Source organism: Mycobacterium sp. ENV421, from assembly GCF_002887815.1.
Lineage (GTDB): Bacteria > Actinomycetota > Actinomycetes > Mycobacteriales > Mycobacteriaceae > Mycobacterium.
Map to the genome: position 1 here is coordinate 1 of NZ_PDHO01000041.1, position 24605 is coordinate 24605.

A 24605-nucleotide genomic window follows, 5' to 3' on the forward strand; every position below is an offset into this window, starting at 1 on the left:
GCCGATGATACTACCCAACAGGGTGGAAAAGTAGGACACCGCCGAACACAATTTAAGTCCTGTGCCCCCTAATTTCGATTAGGGGGCACAGGCATTTTTGTATTCGTATCTCAGTCGAATAGCGACAGATCGGCCGGCATTCGGCTTTTCTCCAGCGCCAATAGTGCGCGCTTGCGATCAATTCCTCCGCCATATCCGGTCAATCCCCCGGTCGAACCGATAACGCGATGGCACGGCACGATGATGCCGATCGGATTTCGGCCATTCGCCAATCCCACCGCACGCGACGCCCCCGGAGATCCGATTTGCATCGCGATTTCTCCATAGGACCGTGTCTCGCCGTACGGAATGGTGCGCAGGGCTGACCAGACTTTGCGTTGGAATTCGGTTCCGCCGAGATCCAGATCGAGGTCGAATTCGGTGCGTTCGCCGGCGAAATAGGCCGCCAGCTGCTCGACGGCGTCGGCGAATATTTCATCGTCAGATTGTGCCCAGTCGGACCGATCCGGCTCGTGCGTCTGGTCCACCATCCGCAAATGCCGCAGGGTCGATCCCGTGCCGGCCAGGGTGAGTGGGCCTACTGGGCTGTCGATTATTCGGTACCGCATGGTCGTCGTCACGGTGTCTCCTTCGGTGGCCAGTGATTCACGGAATGGTCCAGAGTCGTCCACAGGTGCTGTACGGCATAGGACCGCCATGGTCGCCACTGTGCACTGTGTGCGGTCAGCGCCCGCACGTCGGCCGGCAGGCCGAGCTGTTCGGCCGCGAGTCGCACCCCGAGATCGCTGGCCGGAAAGGCGTCGGGATCACCAAGCCCCCGCATCGCGACGATCTCCGCCGTCCACGGTCCGATTCCGGGTAGCGCCAGCAGCTGCTCACGGGCCTGCTGCCAGTCGCAGCCGGGATTGAGTGTCAGCTCGCCGTCGCCCAGGGCCGCGATCAGCGCGGTCACCGAGCGCCGCCGGGCGGCCGGCACGGCAAGGTGCGCCGGGTCGATATCGGCCAGCTGAGCGGTGCTGGGAAACGTGTGCGTCAGCCCCCCGTGCGGATCGGCCACCGGCGTGCCGTAGGCGGCGACGAGCCGCCCGGCGTGGGTGCGTGCCGCTTTGGTCGACACCTGCTGGCCGAGTACGGCCCGCACCGTCAGTTCTTCTTCGTCGACCGTGCGCGGGATCCGCTGCCCCGGCGCTTTGCTCACCACGGCACCCAGGTCGGCGTCGGCGCCCAGCACATCGAGAACGGCTTCCGGGTCGGCGTCGAGATCCAATAACCGCCGGCAGCGAGCGATCGCCGTGGCGAGGTCGCGAACGTGCTCGAGCACCAGCGTGCACCGGACGTGGTCGGGCTGCGGGGTCAGGCTCACCACGCCGCAACCCGACGGTAGGCGCAGTGTGCGGCGGAACGCGCCGTCGCGCACCTCTTCACAGCCTGGCACCGCACTGGCTGCCAGGTGTCCGAACACGCCCTCATAGGCGAACGGGGTGCGCACCGGCAGCCGCAGTGACAACGCTTGCCCGGCGGGTGCGCTTGCCGCCCAATCTCGGCGGGCGGCCTTGGCCCGCAATGCCGTCGGCGTGGTGTCGCAGGCGGCTCGCAGGGTGTCGTTGAACTGGCGGATGCTCGCGAAACCCGCTGCGAATGCGATATCGCCGAACGCCATGTCGGTGGTCTCGATGAGCACCCGCGCCGTCTGGACCCGCTGCGCCCGGGCCAGTGCCAGCGGCCCGGCACCGACCTCGGCCTGCAACATTCGCTCCAGCTGGCGGGCGGTGTAGCCGACCCGTCTTGCCAGTCCCGTCACGCCTTCGCGGTCTACCGCACCGTCACCGATCAACCGCATCGCCCGGGCCACCGCGTCACCGCGGACGTTCCACTCCGGCGAACCCGGTGAGGCATCCGGACGGCAGCGTTTGCAGGCCCGATAGCCCGCTCGCTGTGCGGCCGCCGAGCTGGGGTAGAAGCGGACGTTACGGGCCAGCGGCAGCCGCACGGGGCAGCTGGGCCGGCAGTAGATACCGGTGGTCTTGACAGCGGTGACGAACCAACCGTCGAACCGCGAGTCCTTGGACTGAACGGCGCGGTAGCAGCGGTCGAAATCGTCATGCACGTCTTGAACTTTTACACGTCGGCACCGACAGCACTAGCGGAAAACCGACATCGTGGTCGAGCGCTATGAGCCGACCGTCTCGGGTACCGGGCGATCGCCCCAGCCCGATATGCCGATCAGGTCGAAGAAGGTCGGTGACGGTGCCCCGTTGATCAGGTGGTGCAGGTGCGCGGGGAAGAACAGCGGCGGAGCCTTCATCGGATTGGCGCGGGTATCGGCAGCGATCGCCTCGGCGATGGCATAGCCCAGATCATGACGCGGCCACGCGGCGTGCACCCGCCCGGCGAATCCGGCGGACAGCCGCTTCTTGTCGAACCCGTTGATGTCCAATGCGATTCCGCGATGAGAGATCGCGTGGACCGGTCCGAACCGGTGGGCCAGCCCGACGCTGGTGTGCAGCGCGATCGATTCCCACACCGTACGCACCGCAACGTCGTCGACTCCGTGGTCGGTCAAGAAGCGCGCCGCGGCGTCGGCCCCGTCGACTTCGAAGCGCTGATCTCCGCTGCCGTACTCGGTCACGCCCAGGTCGTGCAGCAGACAGCTGAGGAAGACCAGCTCGTCGTCGTAATCGACCCCGGCCCGCAGGCCGTCGGCGGCGGCCAGTTCGCGCCCGAACAGATGACCGCGGACACAGTGGTTGGTCAGAAACGCAGGGGAGACTTCTGCCACCAATTGCAGTGCGGCTGAACACATATCGGAGTCCGGGAAGTCCCATGCGGCCACGTCGTCGAGGGTCATGCCACTACCTTGCCCGACCTCGACCCGTCAGTCGAGTGGCCCGGAGGCCCGGTACCCCACAAATCAGGACATCGCAAGACCGGCCACGATGAGCCAGATTGCGACGTAATGGCATGTCGCGGCGGCGGCGGTGAACGCGTGAAAGAACTCGTGATAGCCGAAAGACGCGGGCCACGGGTTGGGCCAGCGCAGCCCGTAAAGCACTGCGCCGATGTTGTACAGCACGCCACCGGCGACGAGGAGGCCGACGACGGCCAATCCGGCGCCGTCGAGAATTGTTCGGGCGAAGGCGATTGCGGCATAGCCGAGCATCAAATACAGCGGCACGCCGATCCACCGCGGCGCCGAGGGCCACAACATCTTGAGTGCAATGCCCGCCGCCGCACCGACACAGACGATGGTCAGCACCCGGGTGGCGGTCTGCGGTGGCATCGCCAGGACGGCGATGGGGAAGTAGGTGCCGACGATGAAGACGAAGATCATCGAGTGGTCCGCGCGCTTCATCCACTTCAACGTCTTCGGTGAACGCCACCGTACGAGGTGGTATGTCGCGCTCACGCCGAACATGGCGACGATGGTGGTGGTGTAAATCGCGGTCACCCAACCCGCATTCGGGGACGCCGCCGCGAAGGCCGCTCGCACCAGCGCTGCACTGGCGACGATGGCGACAACGGCCGAGGACAGATGAATCCAGCCGCGGACCCTGGGCGTGCCGAGTACGTCGGCGATGATCTCGATTCCGGCCGGGGCTGAAGGCAGTGGTGTTGGCGAGGCTTCCTCGAATGTCACGCGGGCACGGCCAGGCGGGTCGGCTCTTCGTGGCCGCGCAACGTCACCGGGTCGGCCAAGACCCAGTGGGCGCGCTCGGAATCGCCGGCCCGCTCGACGGTCGATGCCGTCACCAGCAGTCGGCTCGCGGTGGACTTGGCCAGCTCGGACAGGCGAGCGGCCTCATTGACCGGTGGGCCGATCACCGTGTATTCGAATCGCTCGTTGGCGCCGACGTTGCCGGCGACGACCTCACCGGCGGCGACGCCGAGGCCGGCTGGGCATTCGGGTACCTCCTGCTCGAGACGCCGCATGATCGTGCGGGCCGCGGCGAGCGCATCGTCTTCGGGATTGTCGAGCGTGACCGGCGCACCGAACACCGCGAGCGTGGCATCGCCTTCGAACTTGTTGAGCAGACCGTTGTGCCGGTTGACCTCTTCGACGATCACGGCGAAGAACCGGTTGAGCAGGTCGACCACCTCGATCGGAGGCAGGGTGCCGACCAATTGCGTGGAGCCGACGATGTCGACGAAAAGCACTGCCACGTGGCGCTCTTCGCCACCGAGCTGCGGCTTCTGCATCTCGGCAGCTGCGGCGACCTCTCGGCCGACGTGGCGGCCGAACAAGTCGCGCACCCGTTCGCGCTCCCGTAGCCCGGCGACCATCGAGTTGAATCCCCGTTGCAACTCACCGAGTTCGGTGCCGTCGAAGACCACGACGCTGGCCTTGAGGTCGCCGTCCTCGACGCGTTTGAGGGCCGACCGCACGACCCGCACCGGAGTTGCGGTGATCCAGGCCAGCACCCACATCAAGATGAACCCGAACACCAGCGTGGCCGCCGAGGTGATCAGGACGGCGACCTCCAACTGCGTCTTCGTCATGTTGTCCAAGACCAGCGAGATCAGCGCGCTGAGCCCGATGCCGATGACCGGCACGCCCGAGCCCAGCATCCAGACCGTCATCGTGCGGCCCATGATCCCCGGCGCCAGCCGGTGCGGCGGCGGTCCGGCCGCCAGCGCCAATGCCGCGACAGGGCGCAGCGCGAACTCGGTGGCCAGGTAGGCGCCGGTGGAGACCATCACTCCGACGAAACCCGTCACGAGCAGGATCCGCGGAATGAAGTCGGTGTCGAACAGCCCGTAGAGGATCGTGAAGACGACCGTGCCCACCACCCAGAGCGACAGCTGGGCCAGCGCGACGCGCCACGGGGTGAAGAACGCGTTGCGCTGGTCGACGCGGGTCGGCGCCCGCCCTTCCGCCGCCCACCGGAGATTTTTCACCGTGCGGGTGGTGATCCACCAGCTGCCGAAGGCGAGCGCGGCGGCCGCATACGCGGGGGCCACGCCGAAAGTGAGCCAGGCCGGCACGTCGGTGAACACACTGGGCACCGGATAGGCCACGCTGACCAACAGGGCCGCGACCACGATGCCGAGGAGGTTCACCGCCAGCAGCGATACCGTGACCAGCGTCTGGATCCGGACCCGGCGGCGGGCCGGGCTCTCGTTGACCCGCCCCAGGATCAACGAGCCGTAGGCCGGTGTGCCGGCCAACCGGCCGCTCTGCCGGGTCACCCGTTCCAGAACCCGGCCCAACCGCTGCGCGAGGCTCGGAGGGGACGTCATGGTGGTGTCAGCCTAATTCGCCGGAGGGTGCAGACCCTAAGCTTGTGCGGTGCGCCTCGTGATCGCCCAATGCACCGTCGACTACCTCGGTCGTCTCACCGCCCACCTGCCCTCGGCTCGTCGGCTGCTGCTGATCAAGGCCGACGGCTCAGTCAGCATCCATGCCGACGACCGGGCCTACAAGCCGCTGAACTGGATGAGCCCGCCGTGCTGGCTGACCGAGGAGGCCAAGGATGACTCGTTGCCGGTGTGGGTGGTGGAGAACAAGGCCGGCGAACAGTTGCGGATCACGATCGAAAGCGTCGAGCACGACTCCAGCCACGAGCTCGGGATCGATCCCGGACTGGTGAAGGACGGTGTCGAAGCGCACCTGCAGAAGCTGCTGGCCGAGCACATCGAGCTGCTGGGCGACGGCTACACCCTGGTCCGCCGGGAGTTCATGACCGCCATCGGCCCGGTGGACATCCTCTGCCGCGACGATGAGGGCCGCACGGTCGCGGTGGAGATCAAGCGCCGCGGCGAGATCGACGGTGTGGAGCAGCTGACGCGCTACCTGGAGTTGCTCAACCGGGACAGTCTGCTGGCGCCGGTGACCGGAGTGTTCGCCGCCCAGCAGATCAAGCCGCAAGCCAGAACGCTGGCCACCGATCGCGGAATTCGTTGCCTGACTTTGGATTACGACGTCATGCGGGGGATGGATAGCGACGAGTTCCGGCTCTTCTGATGCCGCGTCGCCGGCCACCTCGCCCTAAAGGCAGCGGTGTTCCGCCGCTACCCCTGCAGCACCGCGTCGAGTCGGGCGCCGACGGATTCGACTACGAAGTGCGATTGATACCGGCTGCGCGAGCGGTCAAGACCTACCGCTGCCCCGGCTGCGATCACGAAATCCGTTCAGGGGTGGCGCATGTGGCGGTGTGGCGCGCCGACGATAGTGACGCTGCGCTGGAGGATCGACGGCACTGGCACACCGCCTGCTGGGCGAACCGCGCCAACCGCGGGCCGACCCGGAAGTGGTCGTGAAACCTAGTGAGATGAAGCCGGCTCGACGAGTTCCACCAGGACGCCACCGGCATCCTTCGGGTGGATGAAGTTGATCCGTGAGTTCGCGGTTCCGCGGCGCGGTGCGTCGTAGATCAACCGGACACCCTGGTTGCGCAGTTGTTCGGAGATGGCGTCCAGGTCGCTGACCCGGTAGGCCATCTGCTGGATGCCGGGGCCGCGCTTGTCGATGAACTTGGCGATCGTCGAGGTCTCATCCAACGGCGCCATCAACTGGATCTGGGCGCAATCGGGGGCCGCGTTCTTCAGCGACAACATGGCCTCACGAATGCCCTGGTCGGTGTTGATTTCCTCGTGCACCAGGATCATTCCGAGGTGCTCGTGGTACCACTGGATGGCCGCATCGAGATCCGGCACCGCGATGCCGACATGGTCTACGGCCGTGACGAGCGCACTGGCCAGAACTGGACGGGCGTCAACTTGCTCAGCGGTCATAACGTAAAGGTAACCTAACCACATCGGATTCAACACTGGGGGATCCGTGGATAGCCGCATCGGGGCGGCGTGAAACGCTCTTGGAGGTAGGTATGACGACGTCGGTGATCGTTGCTGGAGCACGGACTCCCATCGGCAAACTGATGGGTTCACTCAAAGATTTTTCCGGCAGCGATCTGGGCGCGTTGGCAATCAAGGGCGCGCTGGAGAAGGCCGGAGTCCCGGCGTCGCTGGTCGACTACGTGATCATGGGCCAGGTGCTGACCGCCGGCGCCGGCCAGATGCCGGCCCGCCAGGCCGCCGTGGCTGCCGGTATCGGGTGGGATGTGCCTGCCCTGAGCATCAACAAGATGTGCCTGTCCGGGATCGATTCGATCGCCCTGGCCGATCAGCTGATCCGGGCCGGTGAATTCGAGGTCGTGGTCGCCGGCGGCCAGGAGTCGATGACCAAGGCCCCGCACCTGCTGATCAACAGCCGCGAGGGCTACAAGTACGGCGACGTCACGGTGCTCGACTCGATGGCGTACGACGGCCTGCACGACGTTTTCACCGACCAGCCGATGGGTGCGCTCACCGAGCAGCGCAACGACACCGACAAGTTCACCCGCCAAGAGCAGGACGAGTTCGCCGCCACCTCGCATCAGAAGGCGGCCGCGGCCTGGAAGGACGGCGTGTTCGCCGACGAGGTCGTGCCGGTGAAGATCCCGCAGCGCAAGGGCGACCCGATCGAGTTCAGCGAGGACGAGGGCATCCGCGCCAACACCACGGCCGAATCGCTGTCCGGACTCAAGCCCGCGTTCCGCAAGGACGGCACGATCACGGCGGGTTCGGCCTCCCAAATCTCTGACGGCGGCTGCGCCGTCGTGGTGATGAGCAAGGCCAAGGCCCAGGAGCTCGGGCTGAGCTGGCTGTGTGAGATCGGTGCCCACGGTGTGGTCGCTGGCCCGGACTCCACACTCCAGTCGCAGCCGGCCAATGCGATCAAGAAGGCCATCGCTCGCGAGGGCATCACGCTCGACGACCTGGACGTTATCGAGATCAACGAGGCGTTCTCCGCCGTCGCGCTGGCCTCGACCAAGGAACTGGGCGTGGATCCCGAGCGGGTCAACCGCAACGGCGGCGCGATCGCGGTCGGCCACCCGATCGGTATGTCGGGTGCGCGGATCACGCTGCACGCGGCGCTGGAGCTCTCGCGGCGCGGATCGGGCTACGCGGTGGCCGCGCTCTGCGGAGCGGGCGGCCAGGGCGACGCGCTGGTCCTGCGGGCGGGGTAACTCGCCGGGTAACCAGCACGGTCAACGACGAGGCGTAGTAGCTGGCGCGCCGCTGCGGCACAATGGCGGCATGACGAGCACCTTTGACATCCGAAGCACGGCCGGCCGATTCCGGTTGGTGGCGCTGGCCGAAGCGGTGACGTGGGTCGGACTGCTGGTCGGGATGTACTTCAAGTACCTGGGCAGTCCGCGCACCGAGATCGGCGTCAAGGTTTTCGGCATGGCCCACGGGTTGGTGTTCATCGCGTTTGTGATCACTGCTCTCATGGCCGGCATCGCCTACAAGTGGGGCGTCCTGACGTGGTTGCTGGCGTTGCTCGGCAGCATCGTGCCCCTCGGCAGTGTGATTTTCCTCATATGGGCTGATCGGACAGAGAAATTGGGACCGGCAGCAGCTCCTGCTGCGTCTGGTCAGCCACTCGATTCGGCGCGGTCGACGACGTGACAGACTTGGGAACGTGACGCGTCCACGCCCCCAGATCGGTCCGGCCCTGGCCGCCGGCGCCGTCGACCTGTCCGGCCTCAAGCAGCGAGCTCAGCAGCCCGCGGACGCTGCGACCGCCCCCAGCGGCGGTGTCGAGGTCACCGAGGCCAATTTCGAAGCTGAAGTCCTGGTCCGCTCCGGCCAGCTGCCGGTCGTCGTGGTGCTGTGGTCGCCGCGCAGCGACGCCTCGGTGCAACTGGGTGAAGTGCTCGCCGCGCTGGCCGCCGACGACAACGGAAAGTGGTCGTTGGCGACGGTCAACGTCGACGTGGTCCCGCGGGTCGCCCAGATGTTCGGCATCGAAGCGGTGCCGACCGTGGTGGCCTTGGCCGGCGGGCAGCCGCTGGCCAGCTTCCAGGGCATGCAACCGCCCGAGCAGTTGCGGCGGTGGGTCGATTCGTTGCTGCAGGCGACCGCTGGAAAGCTCTCCGGCTCAGGCGATTCCGAGGAAGGGGCAGCCGTCGACCCGGCCTTGGAGCAGGCACGCGAATTGTTGGAGTCCGGCGATTTCGCGGCCGCGGCCGCGGCGTACCAGGCCATTCTCGACGCCGATCCGCAGCACGCCGAAGCCAAGGGTGCGTTGCGGCAGATGACGTTCCTGCAGCGCGCCACCGGGCAGCGCCCCGACGCGGTGGCCGTGGCCGACGCCGCTCCCGACGACATCGAGGCGGCCTTTGCCGCCGCCGACGTGCAGATCCTGAATCAGGACGTCGTCCCGGCCTTCGATCGCCTGATCGCGCTGGTGCGCAAGACTTCCGACGATGAGCGCACCAAGGTGCGCACCCGCCTGATCGAACTGTTCGAACTGTTCGATCCCGCCGACCCCGATGTCATCACCGGCCGGCGCAACCTGGCCAACGCGCTCTACTAGCCGGCGGCCGGCGCGGGTTCCAGCCAGATCGCCGAGTTCGGCGGCAGCACCAGCGTCGCCGATGCCGGCCGGCCGTGCCAGGGCTCATCGGTGGCCTCGACCGCGCCGAAGTTGCCCGCCCCCGCACCGTTGTAGACCGTCGCGTCGCTGTTGAGCACCTCGCGCCAGGTGCCGGTGTGCGGCAGCCCAAGCCGATAACGGCTGTGCTCCGCGCCGGAGAAGTTGAACACGCACGCCAGCACCGAGCCGTCGCTGCCGTATCGCAAAAAGCTCAGCACGTTGTTGGCCGAGTCGTTGGCGTCGATCCAGGAGTAGCCCTCCGGCTTGGTGTCCTGGCTCCACAACGACGGGCGGCCGCGGTAGAGCTCGTTGAGATCGGCGACGAAACGCTGGATCCCGGTGGAGTAGCTGTTCTCGTCGAGCTGGTACCAGTCGACCCCGCGTTCCTCGGACCACTCCGCGCGCTGACCGAATTCCTGGCCCATGAACAACAGCTGCTTACCGGGGTGGGCCCACTGGTAGGCCAGCAGGCTGCGCAGCCCGGCCGCCTTGACGTGGTCGTTGCCCGGCATCCGGCCCCACAGCGTGCCCTTGCCGTGCACCACCTCGTCGTGGCTGATCGGCAACACGAAGTTCTCGCTGAACGCATAGAGCAACGAGAACGTCAGCTCGCCGTGGTGATAGGTGCGGTAGATCGGATCCCGGCTGATGTAATCCAGGGTGTCGTGCATCCACCCCATGTTCCACTTCATCGAAAAGCCAAGTCCGCCAAGGTTGGTGGCCCGGGTAACGCCCGGCCATGAGGTGGACTCCTCGGCGATCGTGACGATGCCGGGGTGGCTCTTGTGGACGGTGGCGTTCATCTCCTGCAGGAACTGCACCGCCTCGAGGTTTTCCCGGCCGCCGTAGATGTTGGGCGTCCAGCCGCCGTCGGGCCGCGAATAGTCCAGGTAGAGCATGGATGCGACGGCATCCACCCGCAGGCCGTCGATGTGGAACTCCTGCAACCAGTACAGCGCGTTGGCCACCAGGAAGTTGCGCACCTCGGCGCGGCCGAAATCGAAGACGTAGGTGCCCCAGTCGAGCTGTTCACCTCGGCGCGGGTCGGAATGCTCGTAGAGCGGGGTGCCGTCGAAGCGGCCCAGCGCCCACGCGTCTTTGGGGAAGTGTGCGGGCACCCAGTCGACGATGACTCCGATACCGGCCCGGTGCAAGGTGTCCACCAGGAAGCGGAATTCGTCGGGTGTGCCGAACCGGGATGTCGGCGCGTAGTAGGACGTCACCTGATAGCCCCACGAGCCGCCGAACGGGTGCTCGGCGACCGGGAGGAACTCGATGTGGGTGAATCCTTGGGCCACAACGTATTCGGTGAGTTGCTCAGCCAGCTCGCGGTAGCTCAGGCCGGGCCGCCAGGAGCCCAGGTGCACCTCGAGGGTGCTCATCGGCTGGAACACCGGGTTCTGTGCGGCCCGCTGCGTCAGCCACTCGGCGTCGTCCCAGGTGTAGTCCGAGGTGAACACACGTGAGGCGGTGTGTGGCGGGACCTCGGTTGCAAACGCGAACGGGTCAGCGCGGTCGGTGACCGATCCGTCGACGCCGTGGACGCGGAACTTGTAGAGCCCGTCAGTGGGGAACCCGGGCCAGAACAGCTCCCACACTCCGGAGGAGCCCAGCACCCGCATCGGGGCGTCGTTGCCGTCCCAGTGGTTGAACTCGCCGATCAGATTGATGCCCTTGGCGTTCGGGGCCCAGACCGCGAACGACACACCCTCGACCACGCCGTCGGCGGTCTCGAACGACCGCGGATGCGCGCCCAGGATCTCCCACAACTGCTCGTGGCGTCCCTCGCCGAACAGATAGAGGTCCATCTCACCGAGCGTGGGCAGGAAGCGGTAGCCGTCGGCGACGGTGATGGTGTGTCCGCCCGGGTAGCTGACCTCGAGCCGGTAGTCGACCAGGTTGGTGAACGGCAACGCCACCGCGAACACCCCGGACTCGATGTGCTCCATCGGGTGTCGCTCGCCCCCGACGAGGGCGACCACCTGCTCCGCGTGCGGTTTGAGCACCCGGATCACCGTGTGGTCGTCGTACTCGTGGGCGCCCAGGATGCTGTGCGGGCTGTGATGGACTCCGGACACCAACCGGGCCAGCTCAGCAGGATCTGGCGCCAGGTGCGGGCTGGCGAGCTTCTTGGTTCTCGTCATAGCGAAGGCTCCTTCGTCGTTCCCGTCATTCCCGGCGCAGCAGAACTGCTCTCTGCTCCTGCGGGATCAACGGCATGTTCAGGACGTGCGCGACGGCCCGGGCCGGTTCCAGTCGCACGTAGTTCGACTGGCCCCATTGGTATTCCTCCCCGGTGATCTCGTCGCGCACCCAGAAACGGTCATAGGGCTGCATACCCAAAGCGGCCATGTCTAGCCACAGGGTGCCTTCCTCAGGGCCGAATGGGTTCAACGTCACCACCACCAGCACGGTGTCACCGGATACCGGGTCGAACTTGCTGTACGACAGCAGCGCGTCGTTGTCGATGTGATGGAACGTGATGGTGCGCATCTCGCACAGGGCGGGGTGGAGGTGGCGAATCTCGTTGAGCCGCCGCAGGAATGGCTCCAGGGACTGGCCCTGTGCCAGTGCGCCTTCGAAGTCGCGCGGTCGCAGCTCGTATTTCTCGGAGTCCAGGTACTCCTCGCTGCCCTCCCGCACCGGCAGATGCTCGTAGAGTTCGAAGCCGGAGTACACGCCCCACGAGCTGCCCATCGTCGACGCCAGCACGGCCCGGATTGCGAACATGCCCGGCCCGCCGTGTTGCAGGCTCTCGTGCAGGATGTCGGGCGTGTTCACGAACAGGTTCGGCCGGGTGTAGTCGGCGTGCTCCGCGATCTGGCGGCCGAACTCCTCGATCTCCCATTTGGCGGTACGCCAGGTGAAGTAGGAATACGACTGTGTGAAGCCAAGTTTCGCGAGCCCGTTCAGCCGCGCCGGGCGGGTGAACGCCTCGGCGAGGAACAGCACGTCGGGATCGACGGCCTTGACCTGGCTGATCAGCCACCCCCAGAAGTTCGGCGGCTTGGTGTGCGGGTTGTCGACCCGAAAGATCTTGATGCCGTGGTCCATCCAGTGCCGCACCACCCGCAGCACCTCGTCGTAGAGGCCGCCGGGATCGTTGTCGAAGTTCAGCGGGTAGATGTCCTGGTACTTCTTCGGCGGGTTCTCCGCGTAGGCGATGGAGCCGTCCGGCAATTCGGTGAACCATTCCCGGTGATTCTTGGCCCAGGGGTGATCCGGAGCGCATTGCAGCGCCAGGTCGAGTGCGACCTCCAGCCCGTTGTCGCGTGCCGCATCGACGAACCGGTCGAAGTCGTCGATCGTTCCGAGATCGGGGTGGACGGCGTCGTGCCCGCCCTCGTCGCTGCCGATCGCCCAGGGTGATCCGACATCGCCCGGCTCGGCCGTCACGGTGTTGTTGCGGCCCTTGCGGTGCACCTTGCCGATCGGGTGGATCGGCGGCAGGTAGACGACGTTGAACCCCATCGATGCGACCCGCGGGAGCGCCAGGGCGGCGGTCTCGAACGTGCCGTGCACGGGCCGGCCTGCCTCGTCGCGGCCACCGGTGGAGCGGGGGAACAGTTCGTACCAGGCGCTGCACCGCGCCATCGGTCGGTCCACCCAGATGCCGTAGGTGCTGCCCCGGGTGACCAGCTCGCGCAGCGGGTACTGGGCGAGCAGATCAGTGACCTCGTGGGACAGCGCCAGGGCCGCTCGGGTGAGCGGATCCCCGGACTCGCGCAGTGCCGCGGCGGCCGCCAACAGCGGCGCGCGGCGGTCGCGAGGCACGCCGGTGGCGGCGCGGGCCAGCAGATTGCCGCCGACGATCAGATCGTTGTTGAGCTCCGACTCGCCCTGTCCGGCGTTGAGTTTGACGGTGACGTTGTGCCGCCACGTGGTGATCGGATCGCCCCAGCCGTCGATCCGGAACGTCCACAGGCCCACCCGGTCGGGCACGAACTGGCCGTGGAAGACATCGGGGGTGCGGCCCATTGCCATCGGGTACAGCTGGGGCTTCACCCGGCTCACCGCGGGGGAGGCCTCGGTCAGTTCAGCGCCCTCGAGGGCTTTGACCCGCCGGGCTGGATTCTGTCCGAGCTGGGGGTGGGCAGTTCCGAGGTAGCGCACCACCAACGTCGCCGCCACCGCGTCGTGCCCCTCGCGCCACACCGTCCCGGCAACCGGCACGACTTCACCGACGACCGCCTTGGCCGGATAGGTACCGCAGGACACAACGGGCGCGACGTCATCGATCTCGATACGACCGGGCAACCCAACCACTCCATTCCTGACCTGTGCGACGTGGTCTGCTCCGCGCCGGCTCGAGTCGGTTTCTCGTTGTCGTGGCGCAGCAACCCTGGTCGCTGCACCGGTCGTGAGTCTTCTTGACCCTCGGGGTAACCGCATCGCGCCCTCTTCACACCGTAGTGCGAAGAATGACCGGCTGGGGAAGAAGCGCACGCTCGCGCCAACCGCACCAGGGTTCTCAGTAAGGTGGGAACGCGTGAAGGCCCTCCGCAGGTTCACGGTCCGTGCCCATTTGCCCGAGCGGCTCGCAGCCCTCGGCCGGTTGTCCACCAACCTGCGTTGGTCGTGGGACAAGCCGACACAAGATCTCTTCGCCTCGATAGACCCGCGGCTGTGGCTGCAGACCGGTCAGGATCCGGTGGCGCTGCTGGGCGCGGTCGCCCCGGCGCGGCTTGACGAACTGGCCGAGGACGAGCAGTTCCTCACCGGTCTGGATCAGCTTGCGGCGGATCTGGACGACTACCTGAGCAGGCCGATGTGGTACCAGGAGCAAGACGTCGCGTCGATGCCGACGGGCATCGCGTACTTCTCGATGGAGTTCGGTGTCGCCGAAGTGCTGCCGAACTATTCGGGCGGTCTGGGCATTCTCGCCGGCGACCATTTGAAGTCGGCGTCGGATCTGGGTCTGCCGCTGATCGCTGTCGGCTTGTACTACCGGTCCGGGTATTTCCGGCAGTCGCTGACTGCCGACGGCTGGCAGCACGAGAACTATCCGTCGCTGGATCCACAGGGGCTCCCGCTTCGGCTGCTCACCGACGCCGCGGGCGCGCCGGTGCTCGTCGAGCTGGCGATGCCGGACGCGAAGGTGCTGCGCGCCCGGGTGTGGGTGGCGCAGGTCGGCCGGATCCCGCTGCTGCTCTTGGATTCTGACATCCCCGAAAACGAGCACGATTTGCGCAACGTCACCGACCGGCTCTACGGCGGCGACCAGGAGCACCGCATCAAGCAGGAGTTGCTCGCCGGGATCGGCGGCATTCGGGCGATCCGTGCGTTCACCGCCATCGAGGGTCGGCCCGCCCCGGACGTGTACCACATGAACGAGGGCCACGCGGGCTTCCTGGGGGTCGAGCGGATCCGCGAATACATCTCCGAGCAGAAGCTCGATTTCGATACCGCGCTGACGCTCGTGCGGGCCAGCACGGTGTTCACCACCCACACTCCGGTGCCGGCGGGAATCGACCGCTTCCCGGTGGACATGGTGCAGATGTATTTCGGCGATGACGGGAAAGATGGCCTGCTGCCGGAGGTTCCGGTCGGACGGGTCTTGGCGTTCGGTGCCGAGGACGACCCGTCGAAGTTCAACATGGCGCACATGGGCCTGCGGTTGGCCCAGCGCGCGAACGGGGTGTCCCTGCTGCACGGGCGGGTCAGCCGCACGATGTTCGACGAGCTGTGGCCCGGTTTCGACCCGGCTGAGGTGCCGATCGGCTCGATCACCAACGGTGTGCACGGCCCCACCTGGGCGGCCCCGCAGTGGTTGGAGCTCGGGCGGGAACTCGCCGGTTCCACCGAGGCGCTGCGCGAACCCAACGTCTGGGCGCGGCTGCAACAGGTCGACACCGGTCACATCTGGTGGATCCGCTCGCAGCTGCGCGCGCTGCTGGTCGAGGATGTACGCCAGCGGCTACGCCGGTCGTGGCTGGAGCGCGGCGCATCCGAGGCCGAACTCGGCTGGATTGCAACGGCTTTCGACCCTGAGGTGCTGACCATCGGCTTCGCCCGCCGGGTGCCCACCTATAAGCGTCTGACGCTGATGCTGCGTGATCCGGAGCGCCTCGAGGCGCTGCTGCTCGACAAGGACAAGCCCCTGCAGCTGATCGTCGCAGGCAAGTCACACCCGGCCGACGATGCGGGCAAGGCGCTGATCCAGCAGATCGTGCGGTTCGCCGACCGGCCGGAAGTGCGCCACCGCATCGCTTTCCTACCCGACTACGACATGTCGATGGCCCGTCAGTTGTACTGGGGTTGCGACGTGTGGCTGAACAACCCGCTGCGTCCGCTGGAAGCCTGCGGCACGTCGGGGATGAAGAGCGCGCTGAACGGCGGGCTCAACCTGTCCATCCGCGACGGCTGGTGGGACGAGTGGTACGACGGCGAAAACGGCTGGGAGATACCGACAGCCGACGGCTTGGCCGACGAGAACCGCCGCGACGACATCGAGTCGGCCGCGCTCTACAACCTGCTCGAGCAGTCGGTGACGCCGACGTTCTACGACCGCGACGACAAGGGTGTGCCGACCCGCTGGGTGGAGATGGTCCGACACACCTTGCAGGGCCTCGGGCCCAAGGTGCTGGCGTCCCGCATGGTGCGCGACTACACCGAGAAGTACTACGCGCCCGCCGCCGCGTCGTTCCGCCGCACCAGTGCGCCGATCGACGGCCTGCCGTTCGGGGCGGCACGCGATTTGTCGGCCTACCGACAGCGTGTCCGGGAGGCCTGGCCGCACATCGAGGTCACCGATGTCGACAGCACCGGGCTGCCCGACACCCCGCTGCTGGGGTCGGAGCTGACCCTCACCGCGACCGTCGCGCTGGCCGGGCTGAAACCCGATGAGGTCGACGTACAGGCGGTGCTCGGCCGGGTCGACGCCGCCGACGCCCTGCAGGACCCCGTCACCGTCGACATGGTGCACTCGGGTTCCGGTGACGGCGGCACCGACATCTTCTCGACGACGACCCCGTTGCCGGTGGCCGGTTCGGTGGGCTACACCGTCCGGGTGCTACCGCATCATCCGCTGCTGGCCGGTGACAACGAGCTCGGTCTCGTCACGCTGGCGTAACGCCGGCAGTTGCCGAACCGGTTAGCAGGGCAGGGGAGCCACCTGTAGGTTCCCAACAGGATGTAGAGGGGTGCCGCATCGGGGCGGACCATCGGCATCCGGGAAGGTGTTCGGGGCAGTGTTTGTTCGTCGCGCAGCGCTGATGGCGCTGGTGGGCACCTTTTTGTTGGCCGCGCCGGTGCCGGCATCGGCCGATCCCGATCCCGGAGGCCCCGAGCTGGGTCAGCCCGTCGCCGCCGACCAGGCCGCCCCGCCGGTCGATGACGGGAAGGTGGCCTCGACGCCGCCGGCGATCACGACATCACCGGATGGATGGACGCTGACGATCTCGGCCAAGGACGAGGTGCAGATGCCGATCGCACCGTTGACGACCGCCATCTCCTCACGGGAGTACTCCGTCAGCGGTGTATTCAATGGTGCGCTCGACGGACCCGGCGACAACCCGAGGGGTGTGTTCGAGGTGGGCTACCAGATCGGTTGTGGCATCGACATGAGCACCTCCAACGGCGTTGCCCTGGGCGGCACGATCGGGGTGAACTCGTCGATCGGAATCATCGGGCTGGACTTCCCCAACAACGCGGCCGAGGGGTTGCTGCCCGGTGTCGGCGGCAATATCGGCGGGGCGATCACCGTCGGCCTCAAGCCCGGCATCATCAACATCGTCCCGGTGACCAAGAAGCAGTACAAGGGTGACCGGCCGTGGGTGTCGATCAGCAACTTCCACGTGAAAATCGATGGCTGCGTGGGGGAGTCGTTCATCCGCTCCTACGCGACGCTGAGCAAGTCCACCGACGAAGGTGACGCGATCCTGTCCTGGTACGGGGTGACCAAAAAGATCTGAACGTCGATCCAGAACTCAGAGCGAAGAATCCGGGAGAAATGTCGCCCTCAGTTCTGAATCGCCGGTTCACATCCTGCGGGCCGCATCGGGATTGAGGATGAACAGCCCGGCAATCGTCTGGTCGTCGCGAAACGCGATGCGCGCGACGAACTCGCCTGCTTCAAACGCCAGCGGGGTGTTGGTGGTGGTGAAGTCACCGGTGCGCACGGCGTCGGTATCTCCGCGACCCCGGTAAGCGCCGGCCTCCCGGACGATGTGGGCCCATCCCGCGGCCAGCTCGTCGTCGGCCAACCCCTCGCGCATCGTGGGGTCGAAGCGGGCGCTGACATCGCCCCACCGGGCGTGCACCATGTCATCGATGACCGCTGTGGCCAGCCCGGTGGCTCCAGGCAGCGCAGGGGTGTTCAGGCCGAACCGCAGCGGATCCATACTTCCAGTGTGGCGGTCGGGAAGGCTTACGGGAAGCGCTTGATGCAGCGGTCCTGATCGCCGAGCACTCCGATGCGGAACGCGTCGATGCGATTGAAGCCGGCGGGCACCGACTCGCCGTTGACGTCGCCGGCGGCCAGGCCGTTGGTCAGCAGACCCGACACCGCCTCGTCGATGTCGCCGGCCGTCAGCGCGACGGTGTTGCCGTCGGGGGTGGTGACCTCTTTGGACAGCTTGGTGGTCGCGACGCCGGTCAGGCACGCGGTACGCAAGCCGGCTTCGGCGTTGTCGAGGACCAGTCCGCCGCGCTCGTGCTGTAGCGCCAGCATGTAGCGCGACACCAGCACGGAGTAGGCGGTGTTGTCGCCGGTGACCAGGACGTTGTCCTGGCCTTCGTTGGAGGCGCCCATCTTCTCCAGCCCCGGCAGGTCGACCGCGATGGTGTTGGCGGCCGGGCAGTACGATACCGGCGGGCTGGGCCGGGCGTCAGGGCATTTCGATGCCGACGCGGCGTCCAGGCTCAGGGTGGGCGGGTTTTTCGGCGTGAACAGGATGTTCATCGCTTCGATGATCGAGCGGGCCGAGTCCGCGGTGACCGGCCACTCACCGGTCTGGTCGCGCTGCAGTTCGATCGGCAAGTCTCCGCGGCGCTGGCCGATCTCCTGGGCGTCGATGGCCGCACACGACGACGGTCCGTCGGTGAAGCCGGTCTGGAACGCCGAGATCCGCTCGAACGCCGACCCGTGCTCGTCGCCGCTGTCGGCGTAGTCGTCCTGGCTCAGCAGCGGGTCGCGGAACGAGATCATCGCGGCCAGAAGGTTGTTCAGCCCGTCACCGGTGCTCAGCGTGAACCGCTTCGAGTTGCCTTCGGCCACCCACCGCATGTAGACGCCTGCAAGGCAGTCGGCCTGCTGCTCGGCCACGAGCGTGGGGGTGCCCTTTTTGTTGAGCTTGGCCATTCTCTGAATCGCATGCCCGTATTCGTGAGCCAGCACCATCGTGATCGCCATGTCGCCGTTGGCTTGTCGCAGTGCGGGCAGCAGCACGCCGCGATCCCAGCCGATGGTGTTGTCGTCTTCGCAGAAGCCGGCGTTGATCAGGTCGGACGTGGTGTCGCCGCAGAATTCACCGTCGTATTCGTTGGAGTCCCAGGAGATCAGGTCCTTGACGGGTCGGAATTCCCCGTCGAAGGAGCCCGTGTAGTTGTCCTTCCAGAACTCCTCGAGATCGCTGACCGACTGGGCGCCGATCTCGTCGTCCTCGCCACCGTCACTGTTCGAGACCCTTCGCGTCGGCTTCTCCGGATCCGAGCGCAAGCCGCTGGCGCCGTCCACCGCCTGCAGGCCGCCGACCTTGAACGGATCGTCGAAGACCGACACGGCCTTTCCGGAAATCGTCGTGCCGCAGCCGGCGAGCACCACCGCGACGCTCGCGACGGCGAGCAGGCGTGCGAGGAATCGGCGCTGCATGACGGTCACTTTAGTGCCGCGCCAGGGCTCTACCGATCCCAATTCAGGAGGCCCCGTCGCGGAGACGCTGAAGTGCCTGCTTGACGCGCTCGGGATCGGTGGTCGGCCAAAATGGCGGCAACGACGCGCGCAGGTAACCGCCGTAGCGAGCGGTCGCCATCCGGGAGTCCAGCACCGCGACGACGCCCCGGTCGTCGGCGCGACGCAGCAACCGGCCCGCTCCCTGAGCAAGGAGCAGGGCGGCATGGGCGGCGGCGACCGTCATGAATCCGTTGCCGCCGCGCGCGGCGACGGCTCGCTGGCGTGCCGTCAGCAGCGGATCGTCGGGGCGGGGGAACGGAATCCGGTCGATGAGCACCAGCGACAGTGACGGCCCTGGCACGTCGACGCCCTGCCACAGCGACAGCGTGCCGAACAGCGAGGTTTCGGGGTCGGCGGCGAACTTTTCGACCAGCGCCGCGGTGTTGTCGTCCCCCTGGCAGAGGATCGGGGTGTCGATCCGGGCACGAAGGGCCTCGGTCGCCGCCTTGGCGGCGCGCATCGACGAGAACAGCCCCAGGGTGCGTCCGCCGGCGGCCTCGATGAGCCCGGCGATCTCGTCGACCTGTTCGGGGGAGCCTGCGGAATCCCGGCCCGGGGGCGGGAGATGCGCGGCGACGTAGAGGATCCCGGACTTGGCGTGCTCGAACGGGGAGCCGACGTCCAATCCGGTCCACTTCGGCCCGCCGCCGAGCCCCCAGGCGCCCGCCATCGCGTCGAACGAACCGCCGACGGTCAGGGTCGCTGAGGTCAAAATCGTTGTCGCGCTGTCGAACAGTCGGGTGCGCAGCAATCCGGCGACCGACAGCGGCGCCACCCGCAACACAGGCCGTCGGTTTCCGCGAATCTCGTCCTGATCCAGCCACACCACCTCCGTGCGGTCCGGGATGGCCGGGACGAAGGAGTCGAGCACGCGTGACGCGGCGTCGCCGATCTCGGTCAGCGCCGCGATCGCCTCGTTGCGGGCCGCGGCGGCCTTGGGGTCTTTGGGTGCCGGATCGATGTCCCCGCGGGCGGCGGTGGCCGCGTCCCGCAATGCCGTCAGGTAGGTGGCCAGCTCCTCGTCGAGGTAATCGAGCCGGCCCGGCTGCGCGTCGTGGATCGCCGAGGAGAACGTCGCCACCGCCGCCTCCATCCGCTGAACCAGCGCCGGGCTGACCAGGCGGGAGATCCGCCGGACGGCCACCCCCAGCGGGGCGGGGGTCAGTTCACCGGTCGCCACCGACGTCACCCGGTCCACCAGTTCGTGGGCCTCGTCGACCACCAGATACTCGTGTTCGGGCAGCACCGCGGCGTCGGCGATCGCGTCGATCGCCAGCAGCGCATGGTTGGTGACGATGACCTCGGCGCGGCCAGCCTCGCCGCGCGCCCGTTCGGAGAAGCAGTCGGTGCCGTACGGGCAGCGCGCCATGCCGAGGCATTCCCGGGCCGAGACGCTGACCTGCGACCAGGACCGGTCGGGCACACCCGGCGTCAGCTCGTCACGATCGCCGGTCTCGGTGGACGACGCCCACGCCGTCAACCGCGCGACGTCACGGCCCAGCGCGCTCGCCGCTACGGGCTCGAACAGTTCCTCCTGCGAAGCGTCACCGGGCTCGTCTGCGCTTCCGTTGTGAATCTTGTTCAGGCACAGATAATTTCGCCGGCCTTTCAGCAGCGCGAACTTGGGCCGCCGAGGCAGTGCGGGTGCCAGCGCGTCGACCAGCCTGGGCAGATCGCGGTCAACGAGCTGGCGTTGCAGCGCGATCGTCGCGGTAGACACCACAACCGGCGACCCCTCCGACACCGCGCGGGCGATGGACGGGATCAGGTAGGCCAGCGACTTGCCGGTTCCGGTGCCGGCCTGCACAGCCAGATGCTCGCCCTCGGCAAAAGCGTTCGCGACCGCCTCGGCCATCTGCACCTGGCCGGGACGCTCGGCACCGCCCAGCGCGGACACCGCCAGCGCCAGTAACTCGGTGACCGGCGGCACGTCGCTGTCGTCGCTCACCGTGACCGCACCGGCACCTGTCGGGTCGGGATCGCCGGCTCGCCCTGCGACAGGGCCAGGCCTTCCCAGGGCAGGCTGCGCAGCCCGCGCACCACCAGCTCACGCGCGGCGGACAGATCGGCCGGCGCCAGCGGCTGCCCGGCGCGCACCAGCGGCACGGTCAGCACCCGCGCCGGCTCGGTCACCTCGGGTGCGGCCGTCACCGGGTAGATGACCTCCTCGGTGATCGTGCCCGTCGGCCGGGACAGCCGCAGTGCCGCCTTGCGTCCGCCGTGAGACTCCTTGCGGCTGCTGCGTTTCTGAACGGGAATGCCGTCGACCTCGACGAGCTTGTAGACCATGCTCGCGGTCGGGGCACCCGAGCCGGTGGCCACCGAGGTTCCGACACCGTAGGTGTTGACCGGGTCGGCGCGCAGCGCAGCGATCGAGAATTCGTCGAGGTCACCCGACACCACGATCTCGGTGCCGGTGGCGCCCAGGTCGTCGAGCTGGCCGCGCACCCGCCGGGCCAAAACCCCGAGGTCGCCGGAGTCGATGCGCACCGCGCCGAGGCCGGTTCCGGCGACCTCGACCGCGTTGGCAACGCCCGCCGTCACGTCGTAGGTGTCGACCAGCAGGGTCGTCCCGACGCCCAGTGCGTCGACCTGCGCACGGAAAGCCGCCTGTTCGTCTGGTCCCGCCGCGGTGGTGTGCAGCATCGTGAACGCATGCGCGCTGGTGCCCATCGCCGGGATGCCGTAGCGACGGTTGGCTTCGAGGTTGGACGTGCCGGCAAAGCCGGCGATATAGGCCGCGCGGGCCGCCGCCACCGCCGCCTGCTCGTGGGTGCGGCGCGAGCCCATCTCGATCAGCGGCCGGCCGGCCGCCGCGCTGACCATCCGCGCGGCCGCCGAGGCGATCGCGGTGTCATGGTTGAAGATCGACAGCGCCAGCGTCTCCAGCAACACGCACTCGGCGAAGGTGCCGGTGACCGAGAGAACCGGGGAGCCGGGGAAGTACAGCTCACCCTCGGCGTAGCCGTCGACATCACCGGTGAACCGGAAGTCACGCAGATAGTCCAGCGTCGCGCGGTCGAGGAAGGACCGTAGGGGAGCCAGGGCGGCGTCGTCGAAGATGAACTCGCCCAACGCTTCCAGGAACCGCCCGGTGCCCGCGACCACGCCGTACCGGCGGCCGTCGGGCAGCCGGCGGGCAAACACCTCGAAGGTGGTCCGGCGCTCGGCGGACCCGTCACGCAGCGCGGCGGCGAGCATCGTCAACTCGTACTTGTCCGTCAGCAGGGCGGCGGTCACAGCGCAACCGTATCGGCCCCCCGGCGGGCTGGATAGCCGGATAGGCGGCTCGCTATCCTTGGTCCCATGGGTTCGCAAGCAGCTCCGACCCGCCCGGACGCCAGCGGACAGCAACGCACTGAATCCGTCGCTGCTGTCGACACCCCGTGGGTCACGATCGTGTGGGATGACCCGGTGAATCTGATGAACTACGTGACCTACGTCTTCCAGAAGCTGTTCGGCTACAGCGAACCGCATGCCACCAAGCTCATGCTGCAGGTTCACCACGAGGGCAAGGCGGTGGTCTCCGCCGGGAGCCGCGAATCCATGGAGGTCGACGTGTCCAAACTGCATGCCGCCGGTTTGTGGGCGACCATGCAGCAGGACCGCTGACCGCGTGCGCAAATGGAAGCGGGTCGACACCGCTGAGGGTCCACGGTTCCGCTCGGCGCTGGCCCCGCATGAGGCTGCGCTGCTGAAGAACATGGTCGCCTCGGTGCAGGGCATGCTCGACGAGCGGGAGGCCGCGACGCCGTCGGATCCGTTGGAGCAGATCACCGGAATCCGGGCCGGCAACCCGCAGGCGCCCGACGACACGACGATGCGACGCTTGCTGCCCGACTTCTTCAAGCCTCAGCGGGATCATCCGGCTGGCTCCGCGGCCGCCGAGAGCCTCAACGGTGCGCTGCGCAGTCTGCACGAGCCGGACATCATCGATGCCAAAAGGTCTGCGGCGCAACGTCTTTTGGACACCCTTCCGGATGGCGGGGGCAGGTTCGAGATCACCGAAGACGACGCCAACGCCTGGGTCTCCGCGGTGAACGACGTCCGGCTGGCGCTGGGCGCGATGCTCGAGATCGGCCCGGAGGGCCCCGACCGGCTGCCGACTGACCATCCGCTGGCGGGTCACCTCGACGTCTATCAGTGGCTGACGGTGTTGCAGGAGTATCTGGTGCTCGGCCTGATGGGCAAGCCAATCCGATGAAGACCGGGTCGATCACCGACGTCGCAGGCATCCTGGTCGGTCACCACCACCGCCTGGACGACGATGCGAGCCTCGGCTCCGGCTGGGCCTGCGGCACCACCGTGATCGTTGCGCCACCCGGCACGGTCGGCGCCGTCGACGTACGCGGCGGCGCGCCCGGCAGCCGCGAGACCGACCTGCTCGACCCGGCCAACAGCGTCCGCCACGTCGACGCCGTCGTGCTGACCGGCGGCAGTGCCTACGGCCTGGCCGCCGCCGACGGTGTGATGACCTGGCTGGAGGAGCAGGGCCGCGGGGTGGCGATGGACGGCGGCGTCGTCCCGATCGTTCCGGCCGCGGTGATCTTCGATCTGCCGGTCGGCGGCTGGGCGTGCAGGCCCACTGCCGAGTTCGGCTATGCGGCGGCGAGCTCAGCCGGTGCGGAGGTGGCGGTGGGGACCGTCGGAGCCGGTGTCGGTGCCCGTGCCGCCGTGCTCAAGGGTGGCGTCGGCACCGCATCAATCACCCTCGAATCCGGGGTGACGGTCGGGGCGATCGTCGTCGTCAACAGTGCGGGCAACGTCGTTGACCCGGCCACCGGCCTGCCGTGGATGAGCCACCTCGTCGCGGAATTCGGGCTGGCCGCGCCGCCCGCCGACCAGATCGCCGCACTCACCGCGCTCGACAAGGAGTCCAGCCCGCTCAACACCACCATCGCGGTCGTCGCCACCGACGCCGCGCTGTCGCCGGCCGGGTGCCGACGGTTCGCGGTCGCGGCCCAGGACGGCCTGGCCCACACCATCCGTCCCGCACACACCCCGCTGGACGGTGACACCGTGTTCGCGCTGGCCACCGGCGCCGTCGAGCTGCAGCCCGATCCCGATACGCCGGTGGCGATGGTGCCGGAGACCAAGGCGCTCGCGGCGCTCGGCGCGGCCGGGGCGGATTGTCTGGCGCGGGCCGTACTGGTCGCGGTGCTGGCAGCTCAGTCGGCCGCCGGGGTTCCGACCTACCGGGACGTGGTTCCGGGGGCGTTCGGCGCCGGTGCCTGACCTGAGCTCGCCCCCCGCCGAGGTGCTCCACCGGTAGCCTGGACGAAGCCGAGGAGG

The 24605-nt window shown here is 67.7% G+C and carries 22 protein-coding genes; 10 read left to right on the top strand and 12 right to left on the bottom strand.

Annotated elements, in window-relative coordinates; all coding sequences use genetic code 11:
- Window positions 1–110 precede the first annotated feature (110 nt).
- The 5 genes from CRM90_RS26745 to CRM90_RS26765 all read right to left on the bottom strand — a co-directional run bounded on the left by CRM90_RS26745 (window position 111) and on the right by CRM90_RS26765 (window position 5238).
- A complete protein-coding gene (locus CRM90_RS26745) occupies window positions 111–608 on the bottom strand; it encodes a methylated-DNA--[protein]-cysteine S-methyltransferase (RefSeq protein WP_102809938.1) in 498 nt (165 codons plus the stop codon).
- Window positions 609–616: 8 nt separating this feature from the next.
- Window positions 617–2107 carry a DNA-3-methyladenine glycosylase 2 family protein gene (locus CRM90_RS26750; RefSeq protein ID WP_102809916.1) on the bottom strand — a complete coding sequence of 497 codons (1491 nt, stop codon included), beginning with the start codon at window positions 2105–2107 and terminating at the stop codon, window positions 617–619.
- A 63-nt stretch (window positions 2108–2170) separates the two neighbouring features.
- Window positions 2171–2848: an HD domain-containing protein gene (locus tag CRM90_RS26755; RefSeq protein WP_102809917.1), complete on the bottom strand. Its 678-nt coding sequence runs from the start codon at window positions 2846–2848 to the stop codon at window positions 2171–2173.
- A 63-nt stretch (window positions 2849–2911) separates the two neighbouring features.
- On the bottom strand, window positions 2912–3637 hold the full coding sequence (trhA, locus tag CRM90_RS26760; protein WP_102809918.1) for a PAQR family membrane homeostasis protein TrhA: 726 nt from the start codon (window positions 3635–3637) through the stop codon (window positions 2912–2914).
- Window positions 3634–5238 carry an adenylate/guanylate cyclase domain-containing protein gene (locus CRM90_RS26765; protein WP_102809919.1) on the bottom strand — a complete coding sequence of 535 codons (1605 nt, stop codon included), beginning with the start codon at window positions 5236–5238 and terminating at the stop codon, window positions 3634–3636. Before CRM90_RS26765 ends, trhA begins: the two co-directional genes overlap by 4 nt.
- Before the next feature lie 49 nt (window positions 5239–5287).
- On the opposite strand from CRM90_RS26765, the gene nucS reads away from it, so the two are divergent.
- Both nucS and CRM90_RS31110 read left to right on the top strand, forming a co-directional pair.
- Window positions 5288–5962 carry an endonuclease NucS gene (gene nucS, locus CRM90_RS26770; RefSeq protein WP_102809920.1) on the top strand — a complete coding sequence of 225 codons (675 nt, stop codon included), beginning with the start codon at window positions 5288–5290 and terminating at the stop codon, window positions 5960–5962.
- Complete coding sequence (locus CRM90_RS31110; RefSeq protein WP_102809921.1) at window positions 5962–6258, top strand: Rv1322 family protein; 297 nt, start codon at window positions 5962–5964, stop codon at window positions 6256–6258. Before nucS ends, CRM90_RS31110 begins: the two co-directional genes overlap by 1 nt.
- 3 nt (window positions 6259–6261) lie before the next feature.
- Here CRM90_RS31110 and mce read toward each other — a convergent pair whose 3' ends face one another.
- Complete coding sequence (mce, locus tag CRM90_RS26780) at window positions 6262–6756, bottom strand: methylmalonyl-CoA epimerase (protein WP_233209527.1); 495 nt, start codon at window positions 6754–6756, stop codon at window positions 6262–6264.
- Between the two features lie 68 nt (window positions 6757–6824).
- Between mce and CRM90_RS26785 the strand changes: the two genes are divergently transcribed.
- From CRM90_RS26785 to CRM90_RS26795, 3 genes are all read left to right on the top strand, one after another.
- Window positions 6825–8006 carry an acetyl-CoA C-acetyltransferase gene (locus CRM90_RS26785; protein ID WP_102809922.1) on the top strand — a complete coding sequence of 394 codons (1182 nt, stop codon included), beginning with the start codon at window positions 6825–6827 and terminating at the stop codon, window positions 8004–8006.
- A gap of 70 nt (window positions 8007–8076) precedes the next feature.
- Window positions 8077–8451, top strand: a complete 375-nt coding sequence (locus CRM90_RS26790; protein ID WP_102809923.1) for a DUF3817 domain-containing protein — start codon at window positions 8077–8079, stop codon at window positions 8449–8451.
- Window positions 8452–8464: 13 nt separating this feature from the next.
- Window positions 8465–9361, top strand: a complete 897-nt coding sequence (locus tag CRM90_RS26795; RefSeq protein ID WP_102809924.1) for a tetratricopeptide repeat protein — start codon at window positions 8465–8467, stop codon at window positions 9359–9361.
- Here the strand turns inward: CRM90_RS26795 and glgB are convergent.
- Together glgB and CRM90_RS26805 are read right to left on the bottom strand one after the other, a co-directional pair.
- A complete protein-coding gene (glgB, locus tag CRM90_RS26800) occupies window positions 9358–11565 on the bottom strand; it encodes a 1,4-alpha-glucan branching protein GlgB (RefSeq protein ID WP_102809925.1) in 2208 nt (735 codons plus the stop codon). The two genes, CRM90_RS26795 and glgB, sit on opposite strands and share 4 nt — an antisense overlap.
- Window positions 11566–11590: 25 nt before the next feature.
- Window positions 11591–13678, bottom strand: a complete 2088-nt coding sequence (locus tag CRM90_RS26805; RefSeq protein ID WP_102809939.1) for an alpha-1,4-glucan--maltose-1-phosphate maltosyltransferase — start codon at window positions 13676–13678, stop codon at window positions 11591–11593.
- A 232-nt stretch (window positions 13679–13910) separates the two neighbouring features.
- Here CRM90_RS26805 and CRM90_RS26810 point away from each other — a divergent pair, with 232 nt between their 5' ends.
- Both CRM90_RS26810 and CRM90_RS26815 read left to right on the top strand, forming a co-directional pair.
- A complete protein-coding gene (locus tag CRM90_RS26810) occupies window positions 13911–16493 on the top strand; it encodes a glycosyltransferase family 1 protein (protein WP_102809926.1) in 2583 nt (860 codons plus the stop codon).
- 118 nt (window positions 16494–16611) lie between these two features.
- Window positions 16612–17334: an MspA family porin gene (locus CRM90_RS26815; protein WP_233209528.1), complete on the top strand. Its 723-nt coding sequence runs from the start codon at window positions 16612–16614 to the stop codon at window positions 17332–17334.
- A 66-nt stretch (window positions 17335–17400) separates the two neighbouring features.
- On the opposite strand, the gene CRM90_RS26820 is transcribed toward CRM90_RS26815, so the two are convergent.
- Genes CRM90_RS26820 through CRM90_RS26835 form a run of 4 tightly spaced genes read right to left on the bottom strand, consistent with a single transcriptional unit; the run spans window position 17401 to window position 22595 of the window.
- Entirely contained in the window at window positions 17401–17763 is a 363-nt protein-coding gene (locus CRM90_RS26820; RefSeq protein ID WP_102809928.1) for a DUF3887 domain-containing protein, read from the bottom strand.
- Between the two features lie 26 nt (window positions 17764–17789).
- Window positions 17790–19232 (bottom strand): neutral zinc metallopeptidase, encoded by a 1443-nt coding sequence (locus CRM90_RS26825; RefSeq protein ID WP_102809940.1) that lies wholly within the window; start codon window positions 19230–19232, stop codon window positions 17790–17792.
- Window positions 19233–19275: 43 nt separating this feature from the next.
- Window positions 19276–21243: an ATP-dependent DNA helicase gene (locus CRM90_RS26830; protein ID WP_199190072.1), complete on the bottom strand. Its 1968-nt coding sequence runs from the start codon at window positions 21241–21243 to the stop codon at window positions 19276–19278.
- Window positions 21244–21257: 14 nt separating this feature from the next.
- Complete coding sequence (locus tag CRM90_RS26835; protein ID WP_286145668.1) at window positions 21258–22595, bottom strand: nicotinate phosphoribosyltransferase; 1338 nt, start codon at window positions 22593–22595, stop codon at window positions 21258–21260.
- A gap of 24 nt (window positions 22596–22619) precedes the next feature.
- Between CRM90_RS26835 and clpS the strand changes: the two genes are divergently transcribed.
- The 3 genes from clpS to CRM90_RS26850 are packed head-to-tail and all read left to right on the top strand — an operon-like array spanning window position 22620 to window position 24548.
- Window positions 22620–22925 (top strand): ATP-dependent Clp protease adapter ClpS, encoded by a 306-nt coding sequence (gene clpS / locus CRM90_RS26840; RefSeq protein WP_102809930.1) that lies wholly within the window; start codon window positions 22620–22622, stop codon window positions 22923–22925.
- Between the two features lie 4 nt (window positions 22926–22929).
- A complete protein-coding gene (gene aosR / locus CRM90_RS26845) occupies window positions 22930–23517 on the top strand; it encodes an oxidative stress transcriptional regulator AosR (protein ID WP_083121991.1) in 588 nt (195 codons plus the stop codon).
- A complete protein-coding gene (locus CRM90_RS26850) occupies window positions 23514–24548 on the top strand; it encodes a P1 family peptidase (protein ID WP_102809931.1) in 1035 nt (344 codons plus the stop codon). The genes aosR and CRM90_RS26850 overlap by 4 nt, the downstream gene beginning before the upstream one ends.
- Window positions 24549–24605 lie beyond the last annotated feature (57 nt).